General features: G+C 45.7%; 22 protein-coding genes. 7 read left to right on the plus strand and 15 right to left on the minus strand.

Annotation, left to right across the window (positions count from 1 at the left end):
* The 9 genes from D5270_RS15160 to D5270_RS15200 all read right to left on the minus strand — a co-directional run.
* Positions 1-361: recombinase family protein (locus D5270_RS15160; protein WP_166544881.1), on the minus strand; the 361-nt coding region annotated here is incomplete at its 3' end.
* A complete protein-coding gene (locus D5270_RS15165) occupies positions 354-800 on the minus strand; it encodes a hypothetical protein (RefSeq protein WP_166544882.1) in 447 nt (148 codons plus the stop codon). The genes D5270_RS15165 and D5270_RS15160, both read right to left, overlap by 8 nt.
* Positions 801-964: 164 nt before the next feature.
* Positions 965-2,578 (minus strand): recombinase family protein, encoded by a 1,614-nt coding sequence (locus D5270_RS15170; RefSeq protein WP_166544883.1) that lies wholly within the window; start codon positions 2,576-2,578, stop codon positions 965-967.
* A gap of 124 nt (positions 2,579-2,702) precedes the next feature.
* Positions 2,703-2,969 (minus strand): DUF6870 family protein, encoded by a 267-nt coding sequence (locus tag D5270_RS16985; protein WP_442858610.1) that lies wholly within the window; start codon positions 2,967-2,969, stop codon positions 2,703-2,705.
* Positions 2,970-3,217: 248 nt separating this feature from the next.
* A complete protein-coding gene (locus D5270_RS15180) occupies positions 3,218-3,337 on the minus strand; it encodes a cyclic lactone autoinducer peptide (protein ID WP_166544885.1) in 120 nt (39 codons plus the stop codon).
* Positions 3,334-3,921: an accessory gene regulator B family protein gene (locus D5270_RS17305; RefSeq protein ID WP_166544886.1), complete on the minus strand. Its 588-nt coding sequence runs from the start codon at positions 3,919-3,921 to the stop codon at positions 3,334-3,336. The genes D5270_RS15180 and D5270_RS17305 overlap by 4 nt, the downstream gene beginning before the upstream one ends.
* An 83-nt stretch (positions 3,922-4,004) precedes the next feature.
* Entirely contained in the window at positions 4,005-4,808 is an 804-nt protein-coding gene (locus D5270_RS15190) for an ATP-binding protein (protein ID WP_166544887.1), read from the minus strand.
* Between the two features lie 536 nt (positions 4,809-5,344).
* Positions 5,345-6,064: a LytR/AlgR family response regulator transcription factor gene (locus tag D5270_RS15195; RefSeq protein ID WP_166544888.1), complete on the minus strand. Its 720-nt coding sequence runs from the start codon at positions 6,062-6,064 to the stop codon at positions 5,345-5,347.
* A gap of 14 nt (positions 6,065-6,078) precedes the next feature.
* On the minus strand, positions 6,079-6,573 hold the full coding sequence (locus tag D5270_RS15200) for a hypothetical protein (protein WP_166544889.1): 495 nt from the start codon (positions 6,571-6,573) through the stop codon (positions 6,079-6,081).
* 136 nt (positions 6,574-6,709) lie between these two features.
* Between D5270_RS15200 and D5270_RS15205 the strand changes: the two genes are divergently transcribed.
* The 7 genes from D5270_RS15205 (at position 6,710) to D5270_RS15235 (ending at position 15,420) form a co-directional block, all read left to right on the plus strand.
* Positions 6,710-7,054 carry a helix-turn-helix domain-containing protein gene (locus D5270_RS15205; RefSeq protein ID WP_166544890.1) on the plus strand — a complete coding sequence of 115 codons (345 nt, stop codon included), beginning with the start codon at positions 6,710-6,712 and terminating at the stop codon, positions 7,052-7,054.
* A gap of 432 nt (positions 7,055-7,486) precedes the next feature.
* Entirely contained in the window at positions 7,487-8,794 is a 1,308-nt protein-coding gene (locus D5270_RS15210) for a radical SAM/SPASM domain-containing protein (protein ID WP_166544891.1), read from the plus strand.
* Positions 8,795-8,800: 6 nt separating this feature from the next.
* Positions 8,801-9,037, plus strand: coding sequence for a phosphopantetheine-binding protein (locus tag D5270_RS15215; RefSeq protein ID WP_166544892.1), 237 nt, complete (start codon positions 8,801-8,803; stop codon positions 9,035-9,037).
* 290 nt (positions 9,038-9,327) lie between these two features.
* On the plus strand, positions 9,328-11,199 hold the full coding sequence (locus tag D5270_RS15220) for a S8/S53 family peptidase (RefSeq protein ID WP_166544893.1): 1,872 nt from the start codon (positions 9,328-9,330) through the stop codon (positions 11,197-11,199).
* Positions 11,196-12,011 carry a hypothetical protein gene (locus D5270_RS15225; protein WP_166544894.1) on the plus strand — a complete coding sequence of 272 codons (816 nt, stop codon included), beginning with the start codon at positions 11,196-11,198 and terminating at the stop codon, positions 12,009-12,011. Before D5270_RS15220 ends, D5270_RS15225 begins: the two co-directional genes overlap by 4 nt.
* A 13-nt stretch (positions 12,012-12,024) precedes the next feature.
* Complete coding sequence (locus D5270_RS15230; protein ID WP_166544895.1) at positions 12,025-13,788, plus strand: ABC transporter ATP-binding protein; 1,764 nt, start codon at positions 12,025-12,027, stop codon at positions 13,786-13,788.
* Between the two features lie 645 nt (positions 13,789-14,433).
* A complete protein-coding gene (locus tag D5270_RS15235; RefSeq protein WP_166544896.1) occupies positions 14,434-15,420 on the plus strand; it encodes a hypothetical protein in 987 nt (328 codons plus the stop codon).
* An 84-nt stretch (positions 15,421-15,504) separates the two neighbouring features.
* Here D5270_RS15235 and D5270_RS17310 read toward each other — a convergent pair whose 3' ends face one another.
* The 6 genes from D5270_RS17310 to D5270_RS15265 all read right to left on the minus strand — a co-directional run bounded on the left by D5270_RS17310 (position 15,505) and on the right by D5270_RS15265 (position 23,368).
* Positions 15,505-15,936 carry a M23 family metallopeptidase gene (locus tag D5270_RS17310; RefSeq protein ID WP_166544897.1) on the minus strand — a complete coding sequence of 144 codons (432 nt, stop codon included), beginning with the start codon at positions 15,934-15,936 and terminating at the stop codon, positions 15,505-15,507.
* A gap of 163 nt (positions 15,937-16,099) precedes the next feature.
* Positions 16,100-17,011, minus strand: a complete 912-nt coding sequence (locus D5270_RS15245; protein WP_166544898.1) for a radical SAM protein — start codon at positions 17,009-17,011, stop codon at positions 16,100-16,102.
* Entirely contained in the window at positions 17,008-17,451 is a 444-nt protein-coding gene (locus D5270_RS15250) for an XF1762 family protein (RefSeq protein WP_166544908.1), read from the minus strand. The genes D5270_RS15245 and D5270_RS15250 overlap by 4 nt, the downstream gene beginning before the upstream one ends.
* A 100-nt stretch (positions 17,452-17,551) precedes the next feature.
* Positions 17,552-18,346, minus strand: a complete 795-nt coding sequence (locus tag D5270_RS15255; protein WP_166544899.1) for a class B sortase — start codon at positions 18,344-18,346, stop codon at positions 17,552-17,554.
* The gene (locus tag D5270_RS15260; RefSeq protein WP_166544900.1) at positions 18,343-20,499 is read right to left on the minus strand and encodes a prealbumin-like fold domain-containing protein; all 2,157 of its coding nucleotides are present in this window, start codon (positions 20,497-20,499) and stop codon (positions 18,343-18,345) included. Before D5270_RS15260 ends, D5270_RS15255 begins: the two co-directional genes overlap by 4 nt.
* A gap of 10 nt (positions 20,500-20,509) precedes the next feature.
* A complete protein-coding gene (locus tag D5270_RS15265) occupies positions 20,510-23,368 on the minus strand; it encodes an MSCRAMM family protein (RefSeq protein ID WP_166544901.1) in 2,859 nt (952 codons plus the stop codon).
* Positions 23,369-23,567: the final 199 nt, after the last annotated feature.

Genomic DNA, 23,567 nt, shown 5'->3' on the forward strand with positions numbered 1-23,567 from the left:
GGAGCTTGCCGCTGTCAAAATCATCGTTGATGGAGATAAACCGTACTCCATAGAGAGGGAAAACCTTCTCCATGAAGTAGCCGACCTCCAAGCTGTTCCGGCCAAACCGACTGAAATCTTTTACGATTATACAGACGATTTTTCCCTCCCGCACCAGGTCGAGCAGTTCCTGGACGGCGGGCCGCTCGAAGTTCGTACCAGAGTACCCGTTGTCCACAAATTCTCTAATCTCATAGTCAGCCAAATCATCGAGATTTTCCGCATATTTATGCAGGGCTAGCTTTTGATTGTCGATGCTCATGCTCTCCACCTTGTAGTCCTCTGTAGAAAGCCGGATATAAAGCGCCGTCAGTTTATTCATCGCCCAGCACCTCCAGCAATTCGTTAAAGCCACATTCAAAGCGGAAGTCAATGGAAATATCATCCGGGCCGTTGACTGTGATACGCTCAATCAAAATGTCCACAAGCTGAGCGGTCAGCTCTGTATTCGTATCAACTTTTGTCAACATATCAGCCATACAGATATACCGTTTAGCCTGCTGCTCTAACTCAGACTGCTGGGCGGTAAGCTGTTGGATGCACTCCAAGGAATAATTAACTTCCTTAATGTATCCCTCCCTCAATTCTCTGTACTCTGTTTCTGTAAGAATTCCGTTGACAAGATTTTCATATAGCCCGTTTAGAAATGCCTTGTTTTTCTGTGCCTTCAAGCGTAGTTCTACAATCTCGCCGTCAACCTCACTCTTTTTTGCGGACACCTTGCTGTCAAGCTGTTTTGTCCACAGAAGTTTACCTAACATCACCTCTGCTTTCTGCCGCACAATGCCCATCACTATCTCAAACAGGCGATCCTCCGTTATATACGCTTTGGTGGCGCAAGCCCCCTTTTTCGCTCGGTAGTTCGTCAGGCAGTAGTAGCAGTACCCATCACCATGGCTCGGTTCTTTCTGCTTTTCCTCGCCACTCAGACCGCCTCCCTTCCCTGAGAGAATCGGCCCAGCTCCTGCTCATACTCGGTCTGGTAGCGGTAGGTGATGTCCAGCTCCTGCTTACCCAGCACCCGGATGGATTGTATCAGCGCGATAACCGCCCGTCTGTCCAGCTCCTTCATGGTGGAGAACTGCTTGAAATGCTGCATCCACCGCTGGCGGTCATCGCTGTTGTGCATGGTGTTTTCCACGCTCTGGCGCAGGGCGGCAATGGCCTCTTGATACTGCTCAATCTGGCTGGAATAGCCAGCTTTCCACTCCCGGTACTCCTGTTTCGTCACCAGACCGTTGATAAATTTTTCATATAGCGACCGCTTGAACTCTTTTACCCTATCTAACTGCACCTCGTTCTCCCGGATTTGCGCAGTGTAACCGGCCACAAGCTCCCGGTTTATCTGTTCTTCACCCATGCTGTCCAGCAGCTTATCCAGAGCAATCACGCTCTGAATATGGCTTTGCAGGCTCTCCAAAACGCAGGCGGTCAGTGTGTCCTCCCGCAGCATGACGGGATTCTCACAGCCGTGCTTTTTTCCAGTGGGGCAGTAATAGTAGATATACTGATTTTGTCCGGACTTAGCGGTTTTGCGGGTCATTGGCCCGCCGCAGGAGCCGCAAATCAGTAAGCCGGAGAACAGATAGACCTCTCTGCCATCAGGAGCCGTGCGGGTGTCCAGCGAGAGGATTTTCTGCACCAGGTCGAAATCACGGCGGGGGATAATCGACTCATGAGCGTCCTCCGTGCGCACCCATTCCTCCTGGGGTTTCGTCAGGATATTTTTGAGCTTGTGATTGTATGTTTCCTGTTTGCCCTGCAAGAGAACGCCGGTGTAGGTTTCATCCTGCAAAATGCGCAGCACGGTCTTTGTCGACCATTTTGCCCCCGGCACGTCCGTAAAACCGCCGGTAGGGTGGGGCAATCCCCGGCTTACTTTATACTGATATGGGGAAAGAACTCCCAGCCGGTTCAACTCCGTGGCAATACGCTTGGCACTGGCTCCGTCTATCTTGCGGCGGTAGATGTCCCGCACCACCCGGGCGGCGTCCTCGTCGATTACCAGCCGGTTGCGGTTCTCGGGGTCTTTCTGGTAGCCGTAAATGGGGCAAGCGCCTACATAGTCGCCCTTCTCCCGCTTTGCCTGGAGAGCGCTCCGGGTCTTAACGGAAATGTCGTGGCAGTAGGCATCGTTTATCATGTTCTTCAGCCCGATAGTCAGGTCATCGCCGCTGCGCTCATTGGCTGTGTCGATGTTGTCGTTGATGGAGATGAACCGTACCCCATAGGCCGGAAAAATCTGGCGCAGATAGCGGCCAGTGTCTATCCATTCCCGGCCCAGGCGGGACAGGTCTTTCACGATGACGCAGTTGACTATGCCAGCCTTGATGTCCTCCATCATTTCCAGAAACGCGGGCCGGTTGAACAGAACACCGCTGTACCCATCGTCCACCCGCTCAGAAACAATCTCAATATCCGGGTGGGCGGCAACGAAGTCCTCAATGAGCTTTTTCTGGTTCTGTATGCTGTCGCTTTCCTCTGTGCGGTCTGCGGCATAGGACAGCCGCAGGTATGCGTTGGCCTTATAAACAGACAAAAAATCACTCCTTTTGCTTTGCGGACTTTCCCGGCAAAATCAAAGAGTGATTCGGATTGTGTCTATTCAATTCTTTTTCCGACATCAGTATAGCACAGGGCTTTGGGGAAAGTCAACAGCTTTTTTACAGTAATATTTGTTTCAAGCACTCCTCCAACGTAGGCCCGTCTTTGGAGAACCGGGCGTGGACGGTGAATGAACCGCACTTGAAGCAGTATGGGTTTTTGATTTGGCGTAAGTATTCTTTGATACGTTCGTCCTTTGGCAGATTTGGGTCAACGTGTACGTCACGGATGTCCACCAAAGTGTCTTGTGTAGGGCTTTCTGTTTGTTCATTTTGATTCCTCCAGGATTTGAATTTGTTGAAAATCAAATCCTGGAGGTGGTGCACGTGGGCCAAAAAGCCAATGAGCTTGCTTAAAATGGCTCTTTAGTGCTCCTAAATGCGAAAAAACGCAAAAAAATAAAAGAGATATGAAAAAATCATATCTCTTTTCACGGTAAAGTGTTTTTAGGCATACCTCTGCGCCGACAGGAAAGACTTCTGCGGCGAAAGAGGCAGCGTTATGATACATAGGGATTAATCTAATAAAGAAAAGCCAGCCAGGCAATGTCTCCTGACCGGCTGTTTCTTAGGGGTTACTTCTGGAGCTCTTCGGGGACTTTAGGCTCATAGCCGTACCCGAGAGAGGCCACGCCTGCCCCGAAACTCGCAATGCTCTCAATGAACTTAGCAATAATAGACCATACAGACATCATACGTCCTTTCTCCTTTCCTGGATTTTAGGTATTACCATCAAAACGGCCACTGCCGTCATTGTGGTTGAGCACATACAGACTATGTGTGGCATGAACGAGAGAAAGTATGCTATCAATATGCATAGTCCCTCACACGCAGTGATTTGCCAAGAAATGTTTCTGTTTTTTCGATATGAAACATCAGACATCGGATGATTTTTGTTCTTTATGGGCGTTAGCATAAAAACAACTGCCATAGATGAAAGTACCAAAAATGGGCAAAGAAACTCTATTCTAAGTGTTTGAATCAATCGGGCAGCATCGAAACAAATCAAGTACACTGCATTACTGAGGATAAAACAACGTCCATATGTCTTGGCGTGGTAACCACCAGAAAAAAGCCGGATACTCACGAATATAAGGCTAAAGGTGAAAGAAGTATACACCGCGCCACACAAGCATGACAGAATGAACACGGAGAGCATTACTGCCAAGGATGAAATAGTTATTTCAAATCCATAAATATAAACTGCTCTACGGACTCGGACCATTGGGAATCTGCACAGAAGTTTTTCTGTTAATGCGGTAGCACAAGCGTTTAGCATAACGAGTCCCTCCTTTTCATAAGGCTATTATAGCAGAAAAGGAATTAAAAAACAGATTTTGTCTAAGAGGTATCAAAGTTTGTCTAAAAGGAGTTCAAGCACACGAAAACAGTTGAAACAAAGTAATGGTCCTGGTAGAAACTGCGGAGAGCGCCGCCATATTTTTTTGCTGTGTCAGCTATGTTTTGTAGGCCAAGCCCGTGGAGTTCTTGGGAGTCTGCTTTGGTGGTGTGCAAATTTGGGTTAGATACAAGCGGATCTATGTCCACATAGTTCTCCACACGGAAAAAGAGGGTGCTGTCATTCTTAACCCATATCTTAACGCTGACATTTCTTTTAGCTGAATTATGCACCCGCTGGCTCGCCTCAAAAGCATTGTCAATTTGATTGGACAAAACAGCGCAAATATCAACAGGGTCGATTTCGATTGGTTGAGAGATATCCATCGAATACTGAAAAGGAATGGACAGGTCCTCTGCTTCAGCGGCCTTGCAGTTGATAATAGCGTCGATGATGTTGTTTCCGCTTTTGCAGAAATTCTTTTCCGCATATGATGTTTTTAGGAGAGAGCGGGTGTATTGGGCGGTCTTATCCGCTTGTTCTTGACTCGCTAAAACTTCCAGGGCCTTGATATGATGATTAAAGTCGTGAATCCTCCGTGCGATTTCCTTTCGATTTTCGTATAGTGCTTGGTAGTTCTGGGCAATTAGTTGATTTGTGTTGCGAAGAAGTTCTGCCCTCTGTTTTTCATCCTGATAATTGCCATTGATAAGTAGCAGTGCAATTACAGCAAAGATACACAGACACGAGAAGATGCAGGAAAACATGATAGCGTTCTGCATAGCCAGCAAAGATTGGCTCATAATCAGGGCAATTAACGCTGTCATGACAGCATATACGGAAAGACTCGTACAAAAAAGCAAAAGTCTTTGCTTATAGCGGAGTTTTTGAAGACTAGGTAGAAAGTGCCATAAAAGTACCAATAGCAGTATATCTACCCCCTTATTCACCGCTAAGTATAGGGTTCGCAATGGACACGGATTTAACAGTGCCTGAAAAGAGTATGTATCAGTAACAGGGGATTCTGTTATCATACAGAAGATAAATAAGCAAATATAATCGACCGAATTAACAACCAGGACACTAATTACTGTTGCCGTAGAGCGAAGTAACCAGGATTCTTTTGAGACAAAGCGGCTTGATAGTACAATGAACGTGAAACCGATGCCTATTGTGACAAACGAGAAAGCTTGAACGGAGTTCAAAATAGCAATAATTGCGGTATATATAATAGTAAACCTACAAATAAGGGACTTATGCTTTTGCCCATGATGTAGCTCACATGATATATGCGTAACAGCGCACAGTATAACCGCTCCTTCGCAGACAGTCGCTGCTAATTCCATAAGGTCATAAGCCCACATCATGGTTCTTCACCCCAGACTTGAAGAATTGTAGATTTGACTCCAGGCAGCATTTTTCGGCTAATGGGGAGTGACTCATCGGTATCCATTTCTATGAAAGCTTGGGAAAGCTGCTGGACATGATCCAGATTGACAAAGCAACTGCGGCTTATAAAAACGAATCTCTCATCCCCTATTTTTTTGAATATTTCTTTTATGCCACGCCCGGTATTCACAATTCCTTGACGGGACGTATGGATTTCCAAATAGCGCATTACCCTCTGCACATACAGAATTTCGTCATATGGAATTCGCACAATATCGTGGTAGTATGTAACGGTGAGGAAATTCTTTTCTGCTTTTTCAGCTTCGGCCTGTGCCGCGTCCAGAGCCTCTATTAGTTCCTCATTCAAACTGAGCTTAGACACATACCGCAGCGCATCGACCTTATATCCTTCCCTTGACATTTCGATATGAGAAGTCAGGAATAAAATGGGTACAAGAGGGTGAGAAGTCTTGATCTGCTTCGCAAGGGAAAAGCCATCTAAGCCCGGCATCTCCACATCCAACAAATAAATGTCGTAGACAGAGCCATCTATGATCTCATCCTGCAATGCGGATGGGTCAGAAAAAGTATGAAGCTGGAAGTTTAATTTCTTCTTTTTGGCATACTTCTGTAGAAGTTCGCTGATTTTGTCAATAAAGACAACCTCATCGTCACAAATTGCCACATGATACATTTGCAATTTCCCCCTTAGTCTGATTTGAAATCTGCGTATGTGTACTTAAATGAACGCCTGCGGTTAATATCCAGGAAAAAACTCTGTTCCTCTGAGACTAGCAGCATATATGGATCGTCTGGAGATTTCGGGTTCCGGGGGTTCAAGTTGCTATGATATGCATATACCCCAATATGACGGGTGAGAACCTTTTCCCTTATGTCCTCCAGAACTTCTTGGATGGGAGCGGTGTGGTACTTTGTCGCGGTCCATCGAGGAATCATCGCATGGATTGTATTTAGAGATAGGGCTGGTATTGGTTGTGATGGCGGAATAACAGAGAGGAGTGCCTTTAAATCATCCTCCGTATATTCTTTGATTCGCGAAAATAGATAAAGAATTTCATATAAGTCACAGTCACAAGATAGAAACAACTGGAATAAATCTGAGGTTCCTATTGGAAGAACATTGTCATTCCTAAGAACAATACACTTGGTTACAAATTCAGTCAAATTGCTTCTCATAGTCATATATGCAAATTCCTCCTTGATTTGGCAGCTAGAGCTATTATAGAAGAAACTTGCGTGTTTGTAAAGCGTCTAGGCGTTTATGCAATGGAGTTTTAAATTCCTTTTTGGTAGAATAGTACTGAAAGGAGGGCAGCATATGGATTCAATTGGCCGAAAGATTCGCGAATTGAGGAAAATCAGAAAACTTACGCAGGAGCAGCTTGCGGAGCGGTGCGGGGTATCCCCGTCTTGTATCTCCAGATGGGAAAATGATGTGCTTCGGCCTACTGCAAAAAATATCGAATCTTTATCTACAGCACTGAGCGCAAATATAACTGAGTTATTTCCTTCATATGCTGTCCAGCCCTCCGAGAGTCTAATTGTGCGAGAAATAGTCTCTATTGTGGAGCAAATGACGGAACCCGAGCAGAAGTTCGTACTTGAAACCTTGATCCACTACCAGGAGGTTCGAAATTCTCTTACTAAAGACAGTATACCATAGTTTTCTTTTTTTTTCACCATGTATGTCTAAGTGGTCTATAAGTTCGTCTAAATGAAATCTTTTCAGGAGCAGAGTGCTGCTCCTGAATTTTTTAGACAAACTTTGATACGGCTTGGACAAAATTTTGTTATGGGCAAAAATGTGTGATATAATAAACCCACAGAAAGACATTTCAGCAATATAATCTCAGAACACAATTATTGATTTCTAAGGAAGAGTGGATACTGAGAAATAGCATATGGGAATGAGTAGAAAAGGTGAAGTACAAAGGAAAGAACTATGTGGATTACATAACATTCGGGTATGATTATAATGGCAATGTAACCCACATATGTTGGGTTCAGAATAGCTATGATTTTTTACCGATATTTCCAAGTGTCGAATTTGGTTTCCAAACACTTTCAAGTATGTTCGCTAGAAAGGAAAGTTTGCATGTATAAAAAATCCGCTTTTAATGTCGTCAATAAAGATGTGAGAAGAATTCTCATCTTTAACACAAAAACAAAAAGGTACTTAAAATCAATGAAAGATATAGAAGAGATATCTGATTTGATAGAATATCCTAATAAGTATCCAGACCATCCGCTCATACCGTTTTTAAAAGATGCTGGTGTCATTGTGAACCAGGCATGTGATGAAATGCAACATATTGGGGCATGGCGAAATGAATACATATATTCCCCTAAACTGGAGTTGTGCATTTTACCCACAGAACAATGCAACTTGCGGTGCCCATACTGTTATGAGGATTTCAAGCATGGGACCATGTCTCAAGAAACACAAGACGCATTGATAAACTGGCTAAGAAAAAATCTGCGAAACTATACTGAACTTAGTGTATCATGGTTTGGAGGCGAACCCCTTCTTGCAAAAGATGTTATCGCTTCTCTTTCACAAAGAATGTTGGATTTATGCCACCAGGCGAGAAAGCCTTTTTCGGCATCAATAACTACGAATGGCACTTTGTTAGACCTCGACACTTTTGCGATGTTACAAAAATATCGTATCACTGGTATCCAAGTGACACTTGATGGCCCCAAAGAAACACACGATAAGGTAAAAGGCATAGGGTCATATGATAAAGTGATTTCAAATCTTTTGGCGATAAGGGATAAGGTCAAGTCTTCTCATTCAATTTATATTTCAGTTAGGACAAATGTAACTAAAGATACTTTGTCAACGATGGATAAATATTTGGATGAATTAGCTGAGTTGTTTGCCAATGATTGCAAGTTTGGCTTTTACTTCAGACCTGTTGGAAATTGGAAGATGGATGAACACTTCTCATTATCATCATCTCTATTAGATAGTTTATTTGAATTATACAATCCAATAATTGAACACCGAGCTCCTTTGAATTATAATGCCTATTGCAATTTACTTGAAAATCAAATTTGTGCTGCTGCAAAAAGGAACCAATATGTTATACGTGCGGACGGGACCGTATGTAAATGCACAATGCTTTTGGACGATGAAAGAAATCACATTGGAAAGCTATCCAAATCCGGAGAAATGAAACTGGACGAGGACAGACTCCAAGAGTGGGTGAATTCGTTCAAGGAGGTTGAGAAATGTGGGGGATGCAGCTTTGCGCCATCCTGTATGAGCATTATGTGTCCAGCAAAAAAATTTACTTCCCCCGAAAAACCTCGTTGTGGATATGAGCCCGGCTCGATTACATATATTATGGAGTTGCTTGACCAATGTGATGTGTTTGAAATAATTCCCCCTTGGAGGTAAAGCATAATGACGGAAAGAAGTCGGATCATTGAGTGCTTAAATCATCTTGGTATATTGTGTGATGCTGAATCCAATTTCCTGCTATCCGATATTATTGAGGACTCTCTGCTATTTGTATCTATGATCGTTGAAATAGAGCAAGAGTTTGGAATCGAAATCCCTGATGAATATTTTCAGCCAGATAGATTGATATCATTTAGCGATCTTGTGGAAATGGTTAATACCCTCTCTTCCACTAAATAGTTGAATGAAATTATATGGCATGGTGAAATGAGTTTTAGGTATACAGATACTGTTCGTTTGATACCATAAACCCGTATCACGATGTACATAATCAATAGAATGGGGGTGAATACAATGAAGGAGACTCTGAAGAAGCCTGTGGACTCTACAGCTAATGACAATTGGCTGGATCTGTACGGCGAGTGCACAACCGGTAGCCATTGTGGTCACGATTGCGGCCTGGATTGGTAAGTACACAAAGCAGGACGGTAAGCGTTAAAGCGGTAGCACTAGCGCTTACCGTTTCTTGCATGGTCATATATATAATAGTATATCTGCCATATATATCTCCCTTAGGTCAGAAAGATGAGGCTGTTTACATGAGAATTGCAGTTTTGGATAGTAGAGCTTGGATTCAACATCCAATTTTTCAGAAACACCTTCCTGTTATATTTCAAGAAAGCACTACAACATGGAATAAAAGTACAGAGATAGTGCAAAAACCGAATAATCCCCATGGGACAGCTGTGTGTGCTATAATTGCACACCATACTTCTCCGAATATTGAAATCCATAATTTCGACATATTTCACAAAGAGCCACAAATCTTAACAAAGAAAGTAATCTCTGCTTTAAAATATATATTAGAGTACGGCGGGTATGATATAATCAACATGAGTTTGGGCATCCGTACCCCAAATACTGAATTGGAGGCTCTATGTTATAAGATAAGCAACCAAGGTAGTTTGATTGTGTCCGCTTTTGATAACGCTGGGGCGATCTCATATCCTGCTGCCTATCCGTTTGTTATTGGTGTTGATACTTCACCAAGATGCACCCATGCTGAGGATTTTGTAATCGTTGAGGATAGTCCAATTAATATTAGAGGAAAAGGTGGAGTGCAAAGATTAGCTTGGGTAGATCCACCATATACAATAAGTCAGGGAAATAGTTTTGCTGCGCCTTATATTACTGCCTATATTGCGTCCCATTTTACTAATGGCCCATCGCAAGAGCAGGCGTTGGAATTCATACACCGTAATGCAAAACATGTTTATTCTGCCCGTAAGAGCAATACGATCCTTAGAAAACCATTTCAGATTTCAAATGCATCACTATTCCCATACAACAAAGAGATGACGAGCTTGATATCATTTAGGGAATTATTGGACTTCAATATAATTGAAGTCTGTGACACTAAATACTCCGGACACATAGGGCTTTCTGTCAAAGGATTATATGATATAGAAAGTTGCTTTAATATTAAGAACATTGATGATATTAACTCCAAGACAATTGATACACTCATCCTTGGGCATATCTCAGAAACAGAGGGGGTATCTGGAAAATCAATCAAGCGCGATGCACTTATTAAATGTTTGGAAAAAGGGCTTAATGTGTTTGCATTTGATGATTTCTATTTGAACGAATTTTTACCTCAATTTGAAGCTAAAGGCCTTTCACTGTATTGTCCAAATTATAATACAGTCCCAGTTACAAATTATTTTGGAAAGCTATATCAAATGCGGTCACCTGTTCTTTGTGTAGCGGGAACATCGAAACATCAAGGGAAATTTACCTTACAGCTTCAACTACGAAAAAAACTAAAGGAACGAAATTATATAGTTGGACAACTTGGCTCAGAACCCACATCACAGCTTTGGGGAATTGATGAGGTTTTCCCATTAGGATACAATGGTATAACTGAAAGTAATGTACAAGACATATTAGTTCAAACTAATATGCTGATGCATAAAATAGATGAAAAAGCCCCAGACATAATTCTTGTCGGCTCTCAGTCAAACATATTACCAAGAGCATACTATAATACAGGACAAATTCCTTTATCCCAAGTAGGATATATTCTTGGGGCGAATCCCGATGCAATTATTTTATGTGTAAATTTGGATGATGACATCAAAATGATCTCAAGATTTATTGATGGAATTCAAGGTCTCTGTAATTGCAGAGTGATAGCTTTGGGCGTTTATCCTTTTACATATTCAAGCGGATGGGGAATTATTCGCAATAAGAAGTCCAAGGCGAGTAATGAGTTAGTGGCGAAAGTTATACAAAACTTTGAAAGTACGTTCAATATACCGGCCATCATAGTTGGTGAGAAAGAGCAGGAAGAGAAGCTTGTAAATTCTTGCATTAATTTTTTTACTGGAGATTCAGCATGAGTAAATATGATTTAGGGTTTTTACTCCCGTCAGGACACTTCCAAGTTCAAATTTCTAAAGATTTGTACTGGGTTCCAGTAAACACAATAGGTTCGCCTCAACACAGCATTCAAGAGATAAGAGATATATCAATGTGCACACCGCAAGAAAAAAAAGAATATATTAGCACTCTGTATGATGCTTTGCAATTATTTGTTACCAGCAACTTCCATGAGCTACTGGATGTTGTTGTTATAGCTGAAAACAATATCGAATGGGAACATCACAAACCTGGATATTATGCTATTCTAACGAATTGTGGTTGTTGCTCGTCTGATGCTGCTTGGTTACGATATTTGCTTTTTGATAAATATCAAGAAGTTGGATATATCTCTTTCTCGAGGCCGAATGGCTCTGGCCATGTTTTTAATTACATTCTAACAGAAGGATGGTACTACCTATATGATTTATGCCCATTAACGGATAGATATATTAATAATGTTCTGATTGAATCCGGCAAGATGGCAGACTTCTTAAAAGCAAAATATGTGACAGGAGCTCTATTAAAATGTCGACAACTAGAAAGTTTTGCTTTGTTTTATAAGCGGTTACAATTACGAGGAGGTTTTGACCATCTCTTCTTCAAGCACAGAAGTCCGGAAGTCGGGCCAATTTCAGCAATTAATAAAGGAGGAATAACAACTATATTGATGCCAGAGAATGCAGGGATTACTCCCCTGCTGACGCCAAATACTGAAACAATTCAGTCAAAATTCGTCTCTCACCCCCAATCTATACCAGATTGGGAAAGTAGGAGCGAAAAATTCCAATAAGAGGTGAAAGTAAATGTTCAAAGGAATATTTTTCTTACTGAAATATGCCTGGAAATATGAAAAAAAATATATCCCTTATCAAATTGTTCTACAGATATTGACTGCCCTTATCCCCATAATCGACATAGTATTTCCTAAATATATTATTGACGAAATACTTCGCGGAGATAGCCTCGAGAACGTCTTGTATTTGATAACAGGCATGATCATGTTAAATTTAATGGCATCCATGCTATCAAGCTTTTTAGAGGGAAGGATATTTTTGCTGCAGGGAAGCATTTTTACGAAGTTTCAAACCATGATGGCCGACACGCTCTCTAAAAGTGACTTTCAGCGCCTTGAAGACCCTAAATTCCTGGATACTAAGGCAAAAGCAGAAAAATTCTTGTACGCAAATGGCCAAGGTTTTGCTGTTGTCTTAAAAAACTCGTTTAATATTTTGGGCAAAGCATTTACTTTCGTGGGAATCATTGCTGTAATACTTACATTGAACTGGTGGATTGTGGCCTTGTTCATATTACTCATTCTGTTGGATGCTTGGTACGAATCTGGCATAAGAAAGCAAAATATCCAATGGGACATAAACAAAGCGCCTATTGAGCGAAAAACAAGTTACTTCCTGGACTTAATCGAGAATTTTGCTTTTGGAAAGGAAATAAGAATTTATAACCTAAAAGATTGGCTTGTAGCTAAAGTAAACCATCATTTGCTAGAATCGGAAGCGTTCTATAAAAAGCAAACCAAGTTGCTTAATCGCGCTCAATACATCTCCGTGTTATTGAACTTTATCTTGAAAGGGATTACCTATATCTATTTAGCTTACTGCGTCATTAAATCAACAATAGGTATTGGCGATTTTACGATGTATGTGAATGCAATGATGAACTTTTCCAACGCAATGAAAAGTTTAATGGAAAGCGTATTGGACATTAGACAGTTTAGCGGATATTATGATGCCCTAACCGACTATCTAAACGTACCGCAGACAATGTACCAGGGAAAAAACTTGCCTCTCCCGGAAGGACCATATGAAATTGAATTCTGTGATGTTTCTTTTTGCTATCCTGGGCAAAAAGTTAATGCCTTATCTCATATTTCTTTGAAATTAAAGTATGGTGAAAAACTATCCATTGTTGGAGAAAATGGGGCCGGAAAAACAACTTTTGTGAAATTGCTTTGTCGCCTATATGATCCAACACAGGGGAAAATAACTTTGAACGGAATGAATATACAAGATATAAATTACGATTCGTATATGGGGCTAATTTGTTCTGTGTTCCAAGACTACAAATTATTAGCATTTACATTAAAAGAAAACGTTTCGTTCCAACACTCAAATGATGTTGAGGATTCCTATATCACAAAGCTTTTAGAGGACAGTGGACTGGGAGAAAAAGTGAAAAAATTGTCAAATGGAGTAAACACATATGTTTACCGCACCTTCTCTGAAGAGGGTTTTGAGCCATCTGGCGGTGAAGGGCAAAAGATCTCATTAGCCAGGGCAGTTTATAAAGATTCACCGATTATGATTCTTGACGAACCAACAGCAGCTCTTGATCCTAGAGCTGAATATGAGATTTATCGGAAGTTTTCTGATTTGACAAAAGGAAAAACAACCGTTTTCATTTCTCACAGAATGTCAAGTTCTAAATTTTGTGATCATATCGCTTTTTTTGAGGATGGTCAAATTATTGAATATGGTACTCATGATGAGCTGATGGATTGCAACGGGAAGTATAAGGACTTGTTTGATATGCAAGCCCAGTTCTATATATAGTGGATTTCTTATAACGTTACAAATGCTCATATATTCTTTTCGGTCTTGGCCAAATTAATCAAGAGTAAAAGTCTTATAAATGCCAATGCATTAGGCCGATGCCTTGGCCCGGAAACATTTCAAGATATTTATAAAGTACTTCGGGGCTTTCTGATAAAAGAAGATATCATGTTTTTTTGACCAGATATGATTTCAAGGGCACATCAAGTCAGACTGGTCTTAGACTTTGCCTTTCGGCTCCAAAAGCAGCAGCTTCTGGTCACAAAGACAGTATTTTCGTTTTTTTACGTGTCCGAGCAACAATGATTATAGACTTTATGCCAGTGGCATTTGAGATATTGTTATATTAGAGGGGCAACGTATCAACAATTTGATATTTTAGCCAGTGACTTGCATCCCAATTTTCCCGACCGGAATATCTATCTTATATCAGTGGATGAGCCGCTAGGGTACACTATAGAGATAGGATTGGTATTTGTCGTAACGACACTTTCTGTTTCAGTACCTTTAGGGATGTGTAAAACTCTAAATTGCTTCCAACCAAGTACAATATATGGCATCTTCAAATACGCGTATATCCTATTAGTTTTGTAAAATTTGCATTTCGTTCTTCTATCAGTACCTTAGCTATGGAGGGTAAAAACTATGTCTGAGGTAATACTCCCTTTTAAGATTCAAGATGTCACTTCTTATTGCTCAAACGCTTCCATCTGCGCAATAGCAAGAAACACTTCTGATTCTGAGGAATGGCTAGCTAATAATTTCATTCAATTTCATTATGAGACAGAATATGATGTGTTTCATTATATGGGAACGCATATTTTACAGAAATTCTGCCCGTTTATTCAACATGAACAGCTTGATAGAGATCTTATAAATTCAATATGGTATGGAGATATTATATCTATGTTTGAATTTATGCTATCTAGCAATAGATATATATATTGCTATGTTGACTTGTACCACATTAATGTTCAAAACAAATATTGGTATGATACTCCTCCTGTCTATCATGAGATATTCATTTATGGATATAATACAGATAGAAGCATATTTTACTGCGCTAACAATGTTATGGATGGACAATATCAAACTTTTTTTGTGCGGTACGAAGATATGGAAAAGGCTTATTGGGTAGTCCCGGATGCTTATTGGCATACTCATATTGAACTATACACTTACAAACCGCTTGGGGACGATTATTTGCGAATCAATCCCCAAATGATATACAATAGCATGGAGGACTACTTAAACTCTGAGTACCCTACGTTATTTGCGTTTCATCGCACTTTTTATACGGGAATTTCTTCCCTTAAATATGAACTTAATCGTATCGTTGAATTACCCAAATTGGATCGTCGGTGCTATCACTTGTTTTATGAGCACAAATCCCTTATGATTAAGCGGATCAACACCCTAAGAAAATGCGGGTTAATTCGTAATTCATCACTTCATATACAAAACTATAAGACTCTAGCGAAACTCTATTATCAATTACGCGGGATGGTTCTGAAATATAACATGACCAGCGAGTACGCAATACTACTCAGAATTAAGTCACTGTTTTCGACTCTTATTGATATGGATATAAAAGCGATGGAATCTATTTGTCAAGATGTGATTCGGCCTTAGCCGCCTATATTTATCTATATTGATGTGGTATAGTTAAATTGTTCAGTAACAACTCCCAATACTGTAATTTCTTTTTATTACCTGCTACTGCGGCCAAGCCAACTCCGCAAAGTTCTGCCCGCCGATACCAGCGTCCCCATTGTGATAGAGAGCCAAATGCAGATGCGGTCCGGTAGAGTTACCAGTACTGCCAATATACCCAATAAGCTGTCCCTGGGTGACAGTTTCCCCACTTGCTACTGCTAGTGCGGAAAAATGCCCATAAGCGGAAATCCAACCGTCCCCATGCTCAATAAAGACACTGTTGCCAAAGGACCACATCCCGCCTACACCATGAGCCGGTGTCCATCCATCCTGTGTATAACGAACGGTCCCGGCAGCTACCGCATAGACCGGCTCACCGTAGCAGTTGGCAAAGGAAATATCGATTCCGTTGTGACCAGGGTATGTATCCCAGGTGTGGCCGGGGAGCGGGTAGGCAAACCGCCCGTCAGCAATGGCGCTGGCATCGCCCATACTGCCCACCGATACCTGATAATAGCGGAGAACATGGTCTCCTTACTCTTTTTCATCACATAATCAGCCGACTGCAAGGCCCGCTCGCCCATCACGTTAATGGCGTACTGCTCCGAACTATCAACCTTCTGATTCTGCTTGTCCATTGTCTGTAAATCACTGCTCAAAAAATCAGCTCCTTTCTCTGGATGTATTCCTCCCAGGTTTCCCGGCGAAAACATCCGCTGTAAACATATCTGTGGGCAAATTCCAGTTGTGCCTTGTTGGGGCGAATCCCCAGGCTCTCGTTTCGCTCCGCCTGGGCGTAGAGATTGATTCCCCGCAGCCCTTTTAACGCCTCCACACGGCGAGCAGCGCTGCTCAAATCAGCCGTTACCAGCAGATAGACAAACACCCGGTATGGCTTAATCCCCCGCGCCTTTAACAGTTCGCAGGTGTGCAAAACCGGCTCAATCTGGCTCTCTTGGTCGCAGGAAAAGCGAATACAGCGTATCCATTTCAGCCGTGATAGGATGTCCGCTACTTTCGGCGTAACAAGCCGTGCGTCCATCCCTTGATTTAAGTCGATTCTGTACCCGCTGCCAATCAGCCCCGCTAACTGCTCTATGCCGTAGTCACAGGCCAGGATGTTGTTGTCCATGAGCACCAGCTTGTCCGTGTCGGGTCGAACCAGGTCCTGCCATGCCCGGTAGGGCCGGATATTACTCTCCTTCTTAGGCACTACGCACCACCTACATTTGTTGGGACAGCCTCTGGTGAGATAGCCAATGGCATAATCGCAGCTTGGATAGATGGAGTAGTCGGGAAACATTCTGTCAATCTCCAGGGCCAGCTCCGTGAACAGGCCATAGCCTGTGCCGCCCTTGACGATGTCTGGCGGTAGGTATGGGTTTTCGGGCGTAAAATCAAATACCTTGCTGCTGTATACCCTATCAAAAAGGCCCAAGGGTTCCCACCACTCCACGGTGTCCCCCTGGGCCTTGTGCCATGTAGATATTTTCATCAGCGCATAATTGGGAAAGCGTTTCTTTCCCCGAAAACGTTCGGCTTCCGCGTCATGTAGGCCCACCCTCATTCCTCCACCTCCCGCTGATACCGCGTTTTCATTTGGGCAGGATAGAGGTCAACTGTGGGCTTGCGCCTGCCAGTCCAGCGCAAGCCGCCTGCCTGCCCGATACACTTCCAGCCAGCAGCCCGCAGGCTAACCCCGGTTTCGCTTTCCAGAATGTATGTAATCAGGCGTTTGTACCCCATAGCCCGTGCTGCCCGCCACGCCGCAGCATATAGCATGGAGCAGGCGTTCCGAGAGCCATCAGTGCAGAGGCGGTTGACTTCCAATGTCCAGCCATCGTCCAGATACCGGCTGACCGGCCTGCCCACAATCACTACACCGATTATTCTATCTCCATCAGACAGACCAATGGAAAACTTGTGACCGGTCACAGGCCCGTGGTGCCGGTGATACTCGCTGACAAAAGCGTTGGCCTCCTTCAAAGTAATGGGAACAATTTCTATGGCATATCTCCTCCTTTATCTTTGAAATAAACCCTTTCCCATGTCCCCGATCTAAGCCGGGGACATGGGAAAGGGCTGCGGTTTCCCGCAGCCCTTTTAGTTAGTCATTAACAGCTATCACCGCCAATCTTCCGTTATTTTGCGAATACTCACAGGTCACAAGGGTCAAGAGTCTGTCCCCAAAGACAAACTCCCGCCCGGTATCGTACAGCCTCCTTCCCCTGAGGTTTTCCACAAGGGTGTTGAAAGAATCTGCGCCCATATTGATTTGGTCAAACAGGCTCCACTCGCCATCCGCATAGCTGCCCTTTTCCCGAACTACCGCCGCCACTTGGTATATTTCAGCGCCCTGCTCTGTTTCCAGAAGTATCTCAGTATGGGCGGCGCAGTAGTCCTCATCTACATAGTTTAGCAGCACGGAAAACATACTGCCGTCGTTCATGTGGTGGCCGTAAATAATGAGGTTGTCGGAAGTGTCCAGGCTGCACCGCTCATCCAGAAATGGCAGGCCGTAGTCGGTGTAGTTCCCCTCAAAGTCGTGCTCTAGGTAGAAATCCGGCACATCCGTACTCTGCATAACAGGAAAATCAATGCCCGTGCCGGGAATGGAAATCCAGCCCACGCAGTCCGGGTTCTTCTCCTTCAGCAGAGCCAAATCATGGAGGACGAATCCACCAGAACTTTCCTCGCCAGATTTTGGAGCCGCAGAGGGTTTCGCCACAGATTCCAGTCCTCCTTTCAAATCCGTGACGGTTCCCCTAACGGCCATCTTGCGAATCTCTGCGATTTTTGCCTCCTGTTCTTTTGATTCATGCCAGACGTTCACCAGCCAGCAGGCGGCAACTGTGGAGCCAAGAACCAACAGCACAGCCAGCGCCGCCGCCAGACGTTTCATCGGCGGCCTCCGGAGCGCTTGCGGGAATCCCGGTAAATGAAAATTCCAATAATCAGTCCAGCCAACAGCACCATGCCAGCGGCGGCAAAAGGCAGGATGTTCTCATAGTCCTTCAAGGTAAAGCCCTGCGGCTCATCTTCTGAGACCTCGCCGGGAAGATAGGTTTTTACCTGGATTTTCTGCAAAGATTCCTCATTACTAACCTCAAAACGAACGGTATCACTCTGCCCATCCTGGGTAATTTTCAGCGCATACTCGCCCTTGGGAACCCGGATAAGGCGGTGGACAGTTCCCTCAGAAGTCCATTTCGCCAGCTCAGTATTATCCTTACTCAGCAGCGCCAGGTCAGCGCCTACCACGGCAGAATCAGTGGCGGTACTCCACACAGACAAGTCAACAGCCACATATTTACAAGCTACCGTGAACTTACTCTCAATCCCAGAGGGAATGTCTGTGGCGATTTTCTCCATAGAATACCCGTCCGGCAGTTCAATGGGGACTGCCACAAACGCCGCGACCGGCACATTCTGAATAAGCGCGGTCCCATCTTCGCCGGTCTTGCCAACATAAAGCGCGTTGGCCTTGGTGTAAGGGTCGGCGCGCTTTTCATCAGCGGCTTTCTGGTCCTTGAGCTGGGCCAGAGTTTCGCTGATGTCGGTACTGCCGCTCTCCGTTTCCTTTTTGACTTCCGGCAAGGGGGCCTCTCCCGGTTCAAAAATCCCCACGGTCACACCGGGAACCGGCTGGCTGTCATCGTCCAAAACGGTCAGGGTCAAGTCGCGCTGGTTCGCTACAAACCTAAAGGTCAGATAGGCGCTCCCACTGCCTGCCAGCTCGATTATCTGCGGCTCCAGCAGTTCAAACCCTTTCACGCTTTTGGGCGTGACGGTGTACTTACCAGCCGGAATCTCAGTGACAATTTTTCCATCTGCGCCGGTCTTAAAGTCTTTGCTGAACTTGCCGCCCTCGGCCTTTGTCCCGCTGACTTCAAAAGAGAACGCCTGCCCTGTTTTGTCAGAGGTACAGGCGATGGTGAGCTGCCCATCGGGGATAGGCGTAGGTGAGGGAACAGCCGTGGGCTTTGGGGTAGATGTGGGCTTGGGCGTAGCAGTCGGGGCCGGAGTAGGCGTGACCTTTGGCGCAGTCGTTGCGGTGGGCGTGGGTTTCGTCACATTGTTGGATGTCCCGCCCTGGTTGACGGGAGGTGCCGGGACTGGCGTAGGGTCCGGTTCTTTTTCCGTCAGATACTGCGTGTAGCTGCGCCCGGATTTCTCGGCCAGTTTGTAGGAGATATGCACCGCGCCGCATATTCCGCCACCGTTCTTGAGGTGGTTCAATTCCTCCTGGGCGGCTTGCAGGGTGACATACTCAAAGGTCTTGCTCTCGCCCTTTTTGCCCAGCGTAGCGCCGTAATTCTCATAGGTTACGGTCACACTGCCGATCTGCTTTTCATGGCTGGCAATCAGTTCTATGTCCGGCGAGAACTTCCCGGCAATCAAAACCTCGTTTTCCCCGGCTACGATCTTCTTGCCCTCGCTGGTGCGTATCTCTTTATCGCCGCCAGAGATAACCATGCTGGTGACGGAGAACTTCACGCCAGCAGCCGATTTGTACCCCTTTGGAGTAGAAGTAGGCCGCAGCTCATACTCGCCAGGGTCCAGACTGCCCACGGTAATCTGTCCGGCCTTATCCGTAGTCAGGCCGGATTTTACCGCCGCCGTTCCCTTATACAAGGTATAGGCGGCATTGCTGACCGGCTTTAGAGTACGGCTGTTCTTGACCGTGAGAATCACACTGCCTTTCGCCGGGGCAATGTCCACCGGGTCATACACGGCAAGACCCAGCTTTTTCTCAACCGTTTCCCTGCTGCATACCAGCTTAACAGTCTGTACGGTGGAGGCATAGAGGGAATCAAATTTCAGCGTATTCTTTTCAAAAGAAAGAATAAAGGCGGGGTCCTGCCCCGCCTCCACATTGGTGATTTCTTTATCCATGGTAAACTCGCCGGAGAATGTCTCCCCGGCGGTCTCCCTATAGAAAACCCGGTCCGGGGTGGGCGCGTCTGTGACTACCACTGCCCCAACCGGGAGTGCGCCGGCAAATGCGAAAGCCGCTGCCAGAACGACAGCGGCCAGTTGATTCAGTTTCTTCATACTGTTCTCCTTATGCGCGCCGGTGCTTGAGCAGATACCAGAGCAGCCGCCCAGCGCAGGCAAGCATGAGCAAGGCCGCACCGCCAATCAGCCAGGGGCTAGGCCAGGTATCGCCGGTCTTGGGCACGTCCTTAGAGGGGGTGGTGGGTATCTTCTCGTTTTCGGCAGTAACTTCCACCGTAGGCGTTTTTGCGCCGATCTCAAACTTGTGCTCGGTATCGTCCAGTTTGTACCCCTCCGGGGCGTAAACCTCCTGATAGGTATAGCTACCGAAAGGCAGGTCCTCAAAAACGATCACGCCAACCTCGCCGGGAGCAATGCTCTTGTCGTTGACGATGACCGGATTCTTGCTGTCGTTGATGATCTCAAAGGTGATGCCGGAAAAATCCGCGTTGCCTTGGGGCGTGCTGCCGGTGATGCTGTCCCGCTTTTCAACGGCCAAGCCGCCCCGAACCACTTCATTCTCCGCTGTGACCACATAAATCTTTTTGTGCTCCCTGACCTGCACCGTTTGCTCCGTGAAGGTCTGGAGCATGGATTCATTGGTGGCAACCTCTCGCACGGTATAGGTGCCGTATGGGAGAACCTCGTCCTCCGTGCTGGCATGGCCGCTCTCGTCAGTAACGAGGGTAGCTACCACCTGACCGGGAGCGTAGGTGGTGCCGCCAACCTCTACCGGGTTCCGGCTGCTGTTGACAACCTCAAAGGTGATGCCGGAGAAGCCGGCATTGCCCTGGGGAGTCTCTCCGGTCTTGCTGTCCCGCTTCTCCACAGCAATGCCACCCCGAACCACGTCATTCTCAGCCGTGAAGGTGTACATTTTTCCATTCTCGGCAACTGTCACAGGGATTTCCTCGGTGAAAGTTTTGAGCATGGAGGCGTTGGTGGATTTCTCCCGGATGAGATAATCGCCGTAGGGCAGCACATTGGGGCCGGTAGTGGCCACGCCCTGGGCATTGGTGGTGATGGTCATAGCCACCTCATCGGGCGCGGTTTTCTTACCGCCCACCTCCACGGGATTCGTGGACTTGTTGACGATCTCAAACTGGATGCCGGAGAAGTCAGCATCGCCCTGGGGACGTTCCCCTGTCTTGCTGTCCCGCTTCTCAACAGAAACACCGCCCCGCATGATTTCCTCGGTCACGCTGGCGGTGTTGTCGTTGAACTCGTCATTTGTGCCTGCGGGAATCTCGCAGAGCTGGGTGGATACATCGCTGACCAGATACCCCTCGCCCGCGCTGATCTCCCGGAGTGTCCAGTCCTCTCCATAGGGGAAGTAGTCGGTGGTAAACTGGCCTTTTTCGTCTGTGGTGTACTCCTTGACCAGCTCATTGCCTTTGTACACACCGTACTTTGCCCCAGCCAGTGAGCCGTTGCCCTGGGGGGTACTGCCGGTCCTGTCGTCTGTCTTGGTGACCGTGACCCGCCAGCGTTTCAGCTTATTCTCGAACCGGATGGAGGCGGTCTGCCCCTCGGTTAGCTGGAAGGTCTGTGAGTCCGGCTTGACGTATTTGTTGGGAACATTGATTTCGGTGGCTGTATAGGTGATTTTGCTCCCATCTGCCGCGTAGATGGGCAGTCCGTCGATGTCGATGTTGCCGCTGGCATCCGTGGTCTTGGTGGTGCTGCTCCCATCGCTGCCGGTGATCTGGAACTGGACGCCCTCCACCTTTCCGTCCTCGGAGGTCTTGACCAGACCTGCGCTGCCTACCGCGTCTGTTTTTACCTTGATGTAGCAGCCTACCGGCTCCCCGCCATCCGCGTTGTAGGTGGCAAAGTCCTGTTGGGATGGGTCACTGGTCTGCCAAACGGCTACAGCCTCTTTACCGCCAGCTAGATTATTGTCGTTTTCCACTCTGGATGAAACTTTTGGGGTAAGAATCGGCTCAGTGGCAGATAGGGTTAAGCTATTGCCATTTGTAGCTACTTTTACACCCGGAAGACAAGTCGCAAAGTTGAAATTTTTGAGTACAGTGTTACTGTCTGTGACCGTAGCGCTGTATTTGCTCCCATCCCATCTCATAGTAATGGTTTCAGCTTTGCTGGCCTCCTTGCTGGCAAAGCTGGGTATCTTCATAAAGTCGGTGAGCTTCTGCTTGACCTCTCGGTAATAGGCCAGAAACTTCGTGGAGTTGTATGTGTAGGGCGCGATCTGCTCAAAGTCAGCGTCCACAGCAGCGTCAATACTGTATAGGCCGTTGCTCTGCAGCTTGACATGGTTCTTGACCGCCTCCCACACCAAAAGCTGAGTCACAGCCCACTTGTCGCCCTCATCGCTGGGGCCGTGCCAGAAGTCAGGAGCGTTCCACTGAAAACCCACAGCCAGAATAGCGGCAATGGTCTCCTGCCCGGTTTTGCTTACGTCCGCCCAGGTATAGGGCTGGTCTGCGGTAGCGCCCAGGTCTTGGTCGAGACAATAGGCCGCGATACATTTACCGTTATACAGCATGGACTTTGCAGGCATACGGCCAATATATTTATTTCCTAGAGTTGCCACAAGATTGGGGTTGTCGATGGGGAAACAGTAATACCCCATCTGGAGAACGCCAGCCGTACCCACACCAGCGGCGGCCCTGGCCTTGGCTCTCTGGAGTGCGGGCCAGACCTGACGGGCCTCCACGGTTGCCAGCTCAGTATTGTAGATACTGTCGGGTTCCTCTGCCGGTTCATCCCCAGGAGAGGAGGGGCCAGTTTCCGGGGGTAAAACTGGCTCGTCTGTCACATTCGGCTCGGGCGAAACCTCTGTAGTCGAATCACTTTCGGCAGGAGGTTCGCTGGGCGGAGCTTCGGCGGAGGCCGTTTCCTCCAGCGCGGATTCAGCCGCAAAAGCGGACATGGGTATTACGCTGAAAATCAGAATGACGGTCATAAGAAAAGCAAGTGCTCGTTTCAAGTTTTTTTGCATAAATTCATCCTTTCTCTGATATCAAATATGGCGTCATTTCGATGTGGGCATTTTACCCATCACCACCCCCTCTGTAAATCAACTTCATATCCATAGGCAGTCCCCCTTTCAATGAAAAAAGCCCTTCTGTTTCCAGAAAGGCTTTTTGGTCTATCGCTTATTC

This window comes from Acutalibacter sp. 1XD8-36 (genome assembly GCF_009917525.1).
GTDB lineage: Bacteria > Bacillota > Clostridia > Oscillospirales > Acutalibacteraceae > Acutalibacter.

Excerpts from the sequence above, each read along its gene's own strand:
- D5270_RS15165 (WP_166544882.1), bottom strand. The coding sequence starts at position 800 with ATGTTAGGTAAACTTCTGTGGACAAAACAGCTTGACAGCAAGGTGTCC.
- D5270_RS15180 (WP_166544885.1), bottom strand. The coding sequence starts at position 3,337 with ATGATGTCTGTATGGTCTATTATTGCTAAGTTCATTGAGAGCATTGCG.
- D5270_RS17305 (WP_166544886.1), bottom strand. The coding sequence starts at position 3,921 with ATGCTAAACGCTTGTGCTACCGCATTAACAGAAAAACTTCTGTGCAGA.
- D5270_RS15190 (WP_166544887.1), bottom strand. The coding sequence starts at position 4,808 with ATGACAGCGTTAATTGCCCTGATTATGAGCCAATCTTTGCTGGCTATG.
- D5270_RS15195 (WP_166544888.1), bottom strand. The coding sequence starts at position 6,064 with ATGTATCATGTGGCAATTTGTGACGATGAGGTTGTCTTTATTGACAAA.
- D5270_RS15200 (WP_166544889.1), bottom strand. The coding sequence starts at position 6,573 with ATGACTATGAGAAGCAATTTGACTGAATTTGTAACCAAGTGTATTGTT.
- D5270_RS15205 (WP_166544890.1), top strand. The coding sequence starts at position 6,710 with ATGGATTCAATTGGCCGAAAGATTCGCGAATTGAGGAAAATCAGAAAA.
- D5270_RS15210 (WP_166544891.1), top strand. The coding sequence starts at position 7,487 with ATGTATAAAAAATCCGCTTTTAATGTCGTCAATAAAGATGTGAGAAGA.
- D5270_RS15215 (WP_166544892.1), top strand. The coding sequence starts at position 8,801 with ATGACGGAAAGAAGTCGGATCATTGAGTGCTTAAATCATCTTGGTATA.
- D5270_RS15220 (WP_166544893.1), top strand. The coding sequence starts at position 9,328 with ATGGTCATATATATAATAGTATATCTGCCATATATATCTCCCTTAGGT.
- D5270_RS15225 (WP_166544894.1), top strand. The coding sequence starts at position 11,196 with ATGAGTAAATATGATTTAGGGTTTTTACTCCCGTCAGGACACTTCCAA.
- D5270_RS15230 (WP_166544895.1), top strand. The coding sequence starts at position 12,025 with ATGTTCAAAGGAATATTTTTCTTACTGAAATATGCCTGGAAATATGAA.
- D5270_RS15235 (WP_166544896.1), top strand. The coding sequence starts at position 14,434 with ATGTCTGAGGTAATACTCCCTTTTAAGATTCAAGATGTCACTTCTTAT.
- D5270_RS17310 (WP_166544897.1), bottom strand. The coding sequence starts at position 15,936 with ATGGGCGATGCCAGCGCCATTGCTGACGGGCGGTTTGCCTACCCGCTC.
- D5270_RS15245 (WP_166544898.1), bottom strand. The coding sequence starts at position 17,011 with ATGAGGGTGGGCCTACATGACGCGGAAGCCGAACGTTTTCGGGGAAAG.
- D5270_RS15255 (WP_166544899.1), bottom strand. The coding sequence starts at position 18,346 with ATGAAACGTCTGGCGGCGGCGCTGGCTGTGCTGTTGGTTCTTGGCTCC.
- D5270_RS15260 (WP_166544900.1), bottom strand. The coding sequence starts at position 20,499 with ATGAAGAAACTGAATCAACTGGCCGCTGTCGTTCTGGCAGCGGCTTTC.
- D5270_RS15265 (WP_166544901.1), bottom strand. The coding sequence starts at position 23,368 with ATGACCGTCATTCTGATTTTCAGCGTAATACCCATGTCCGCTTTTGCG.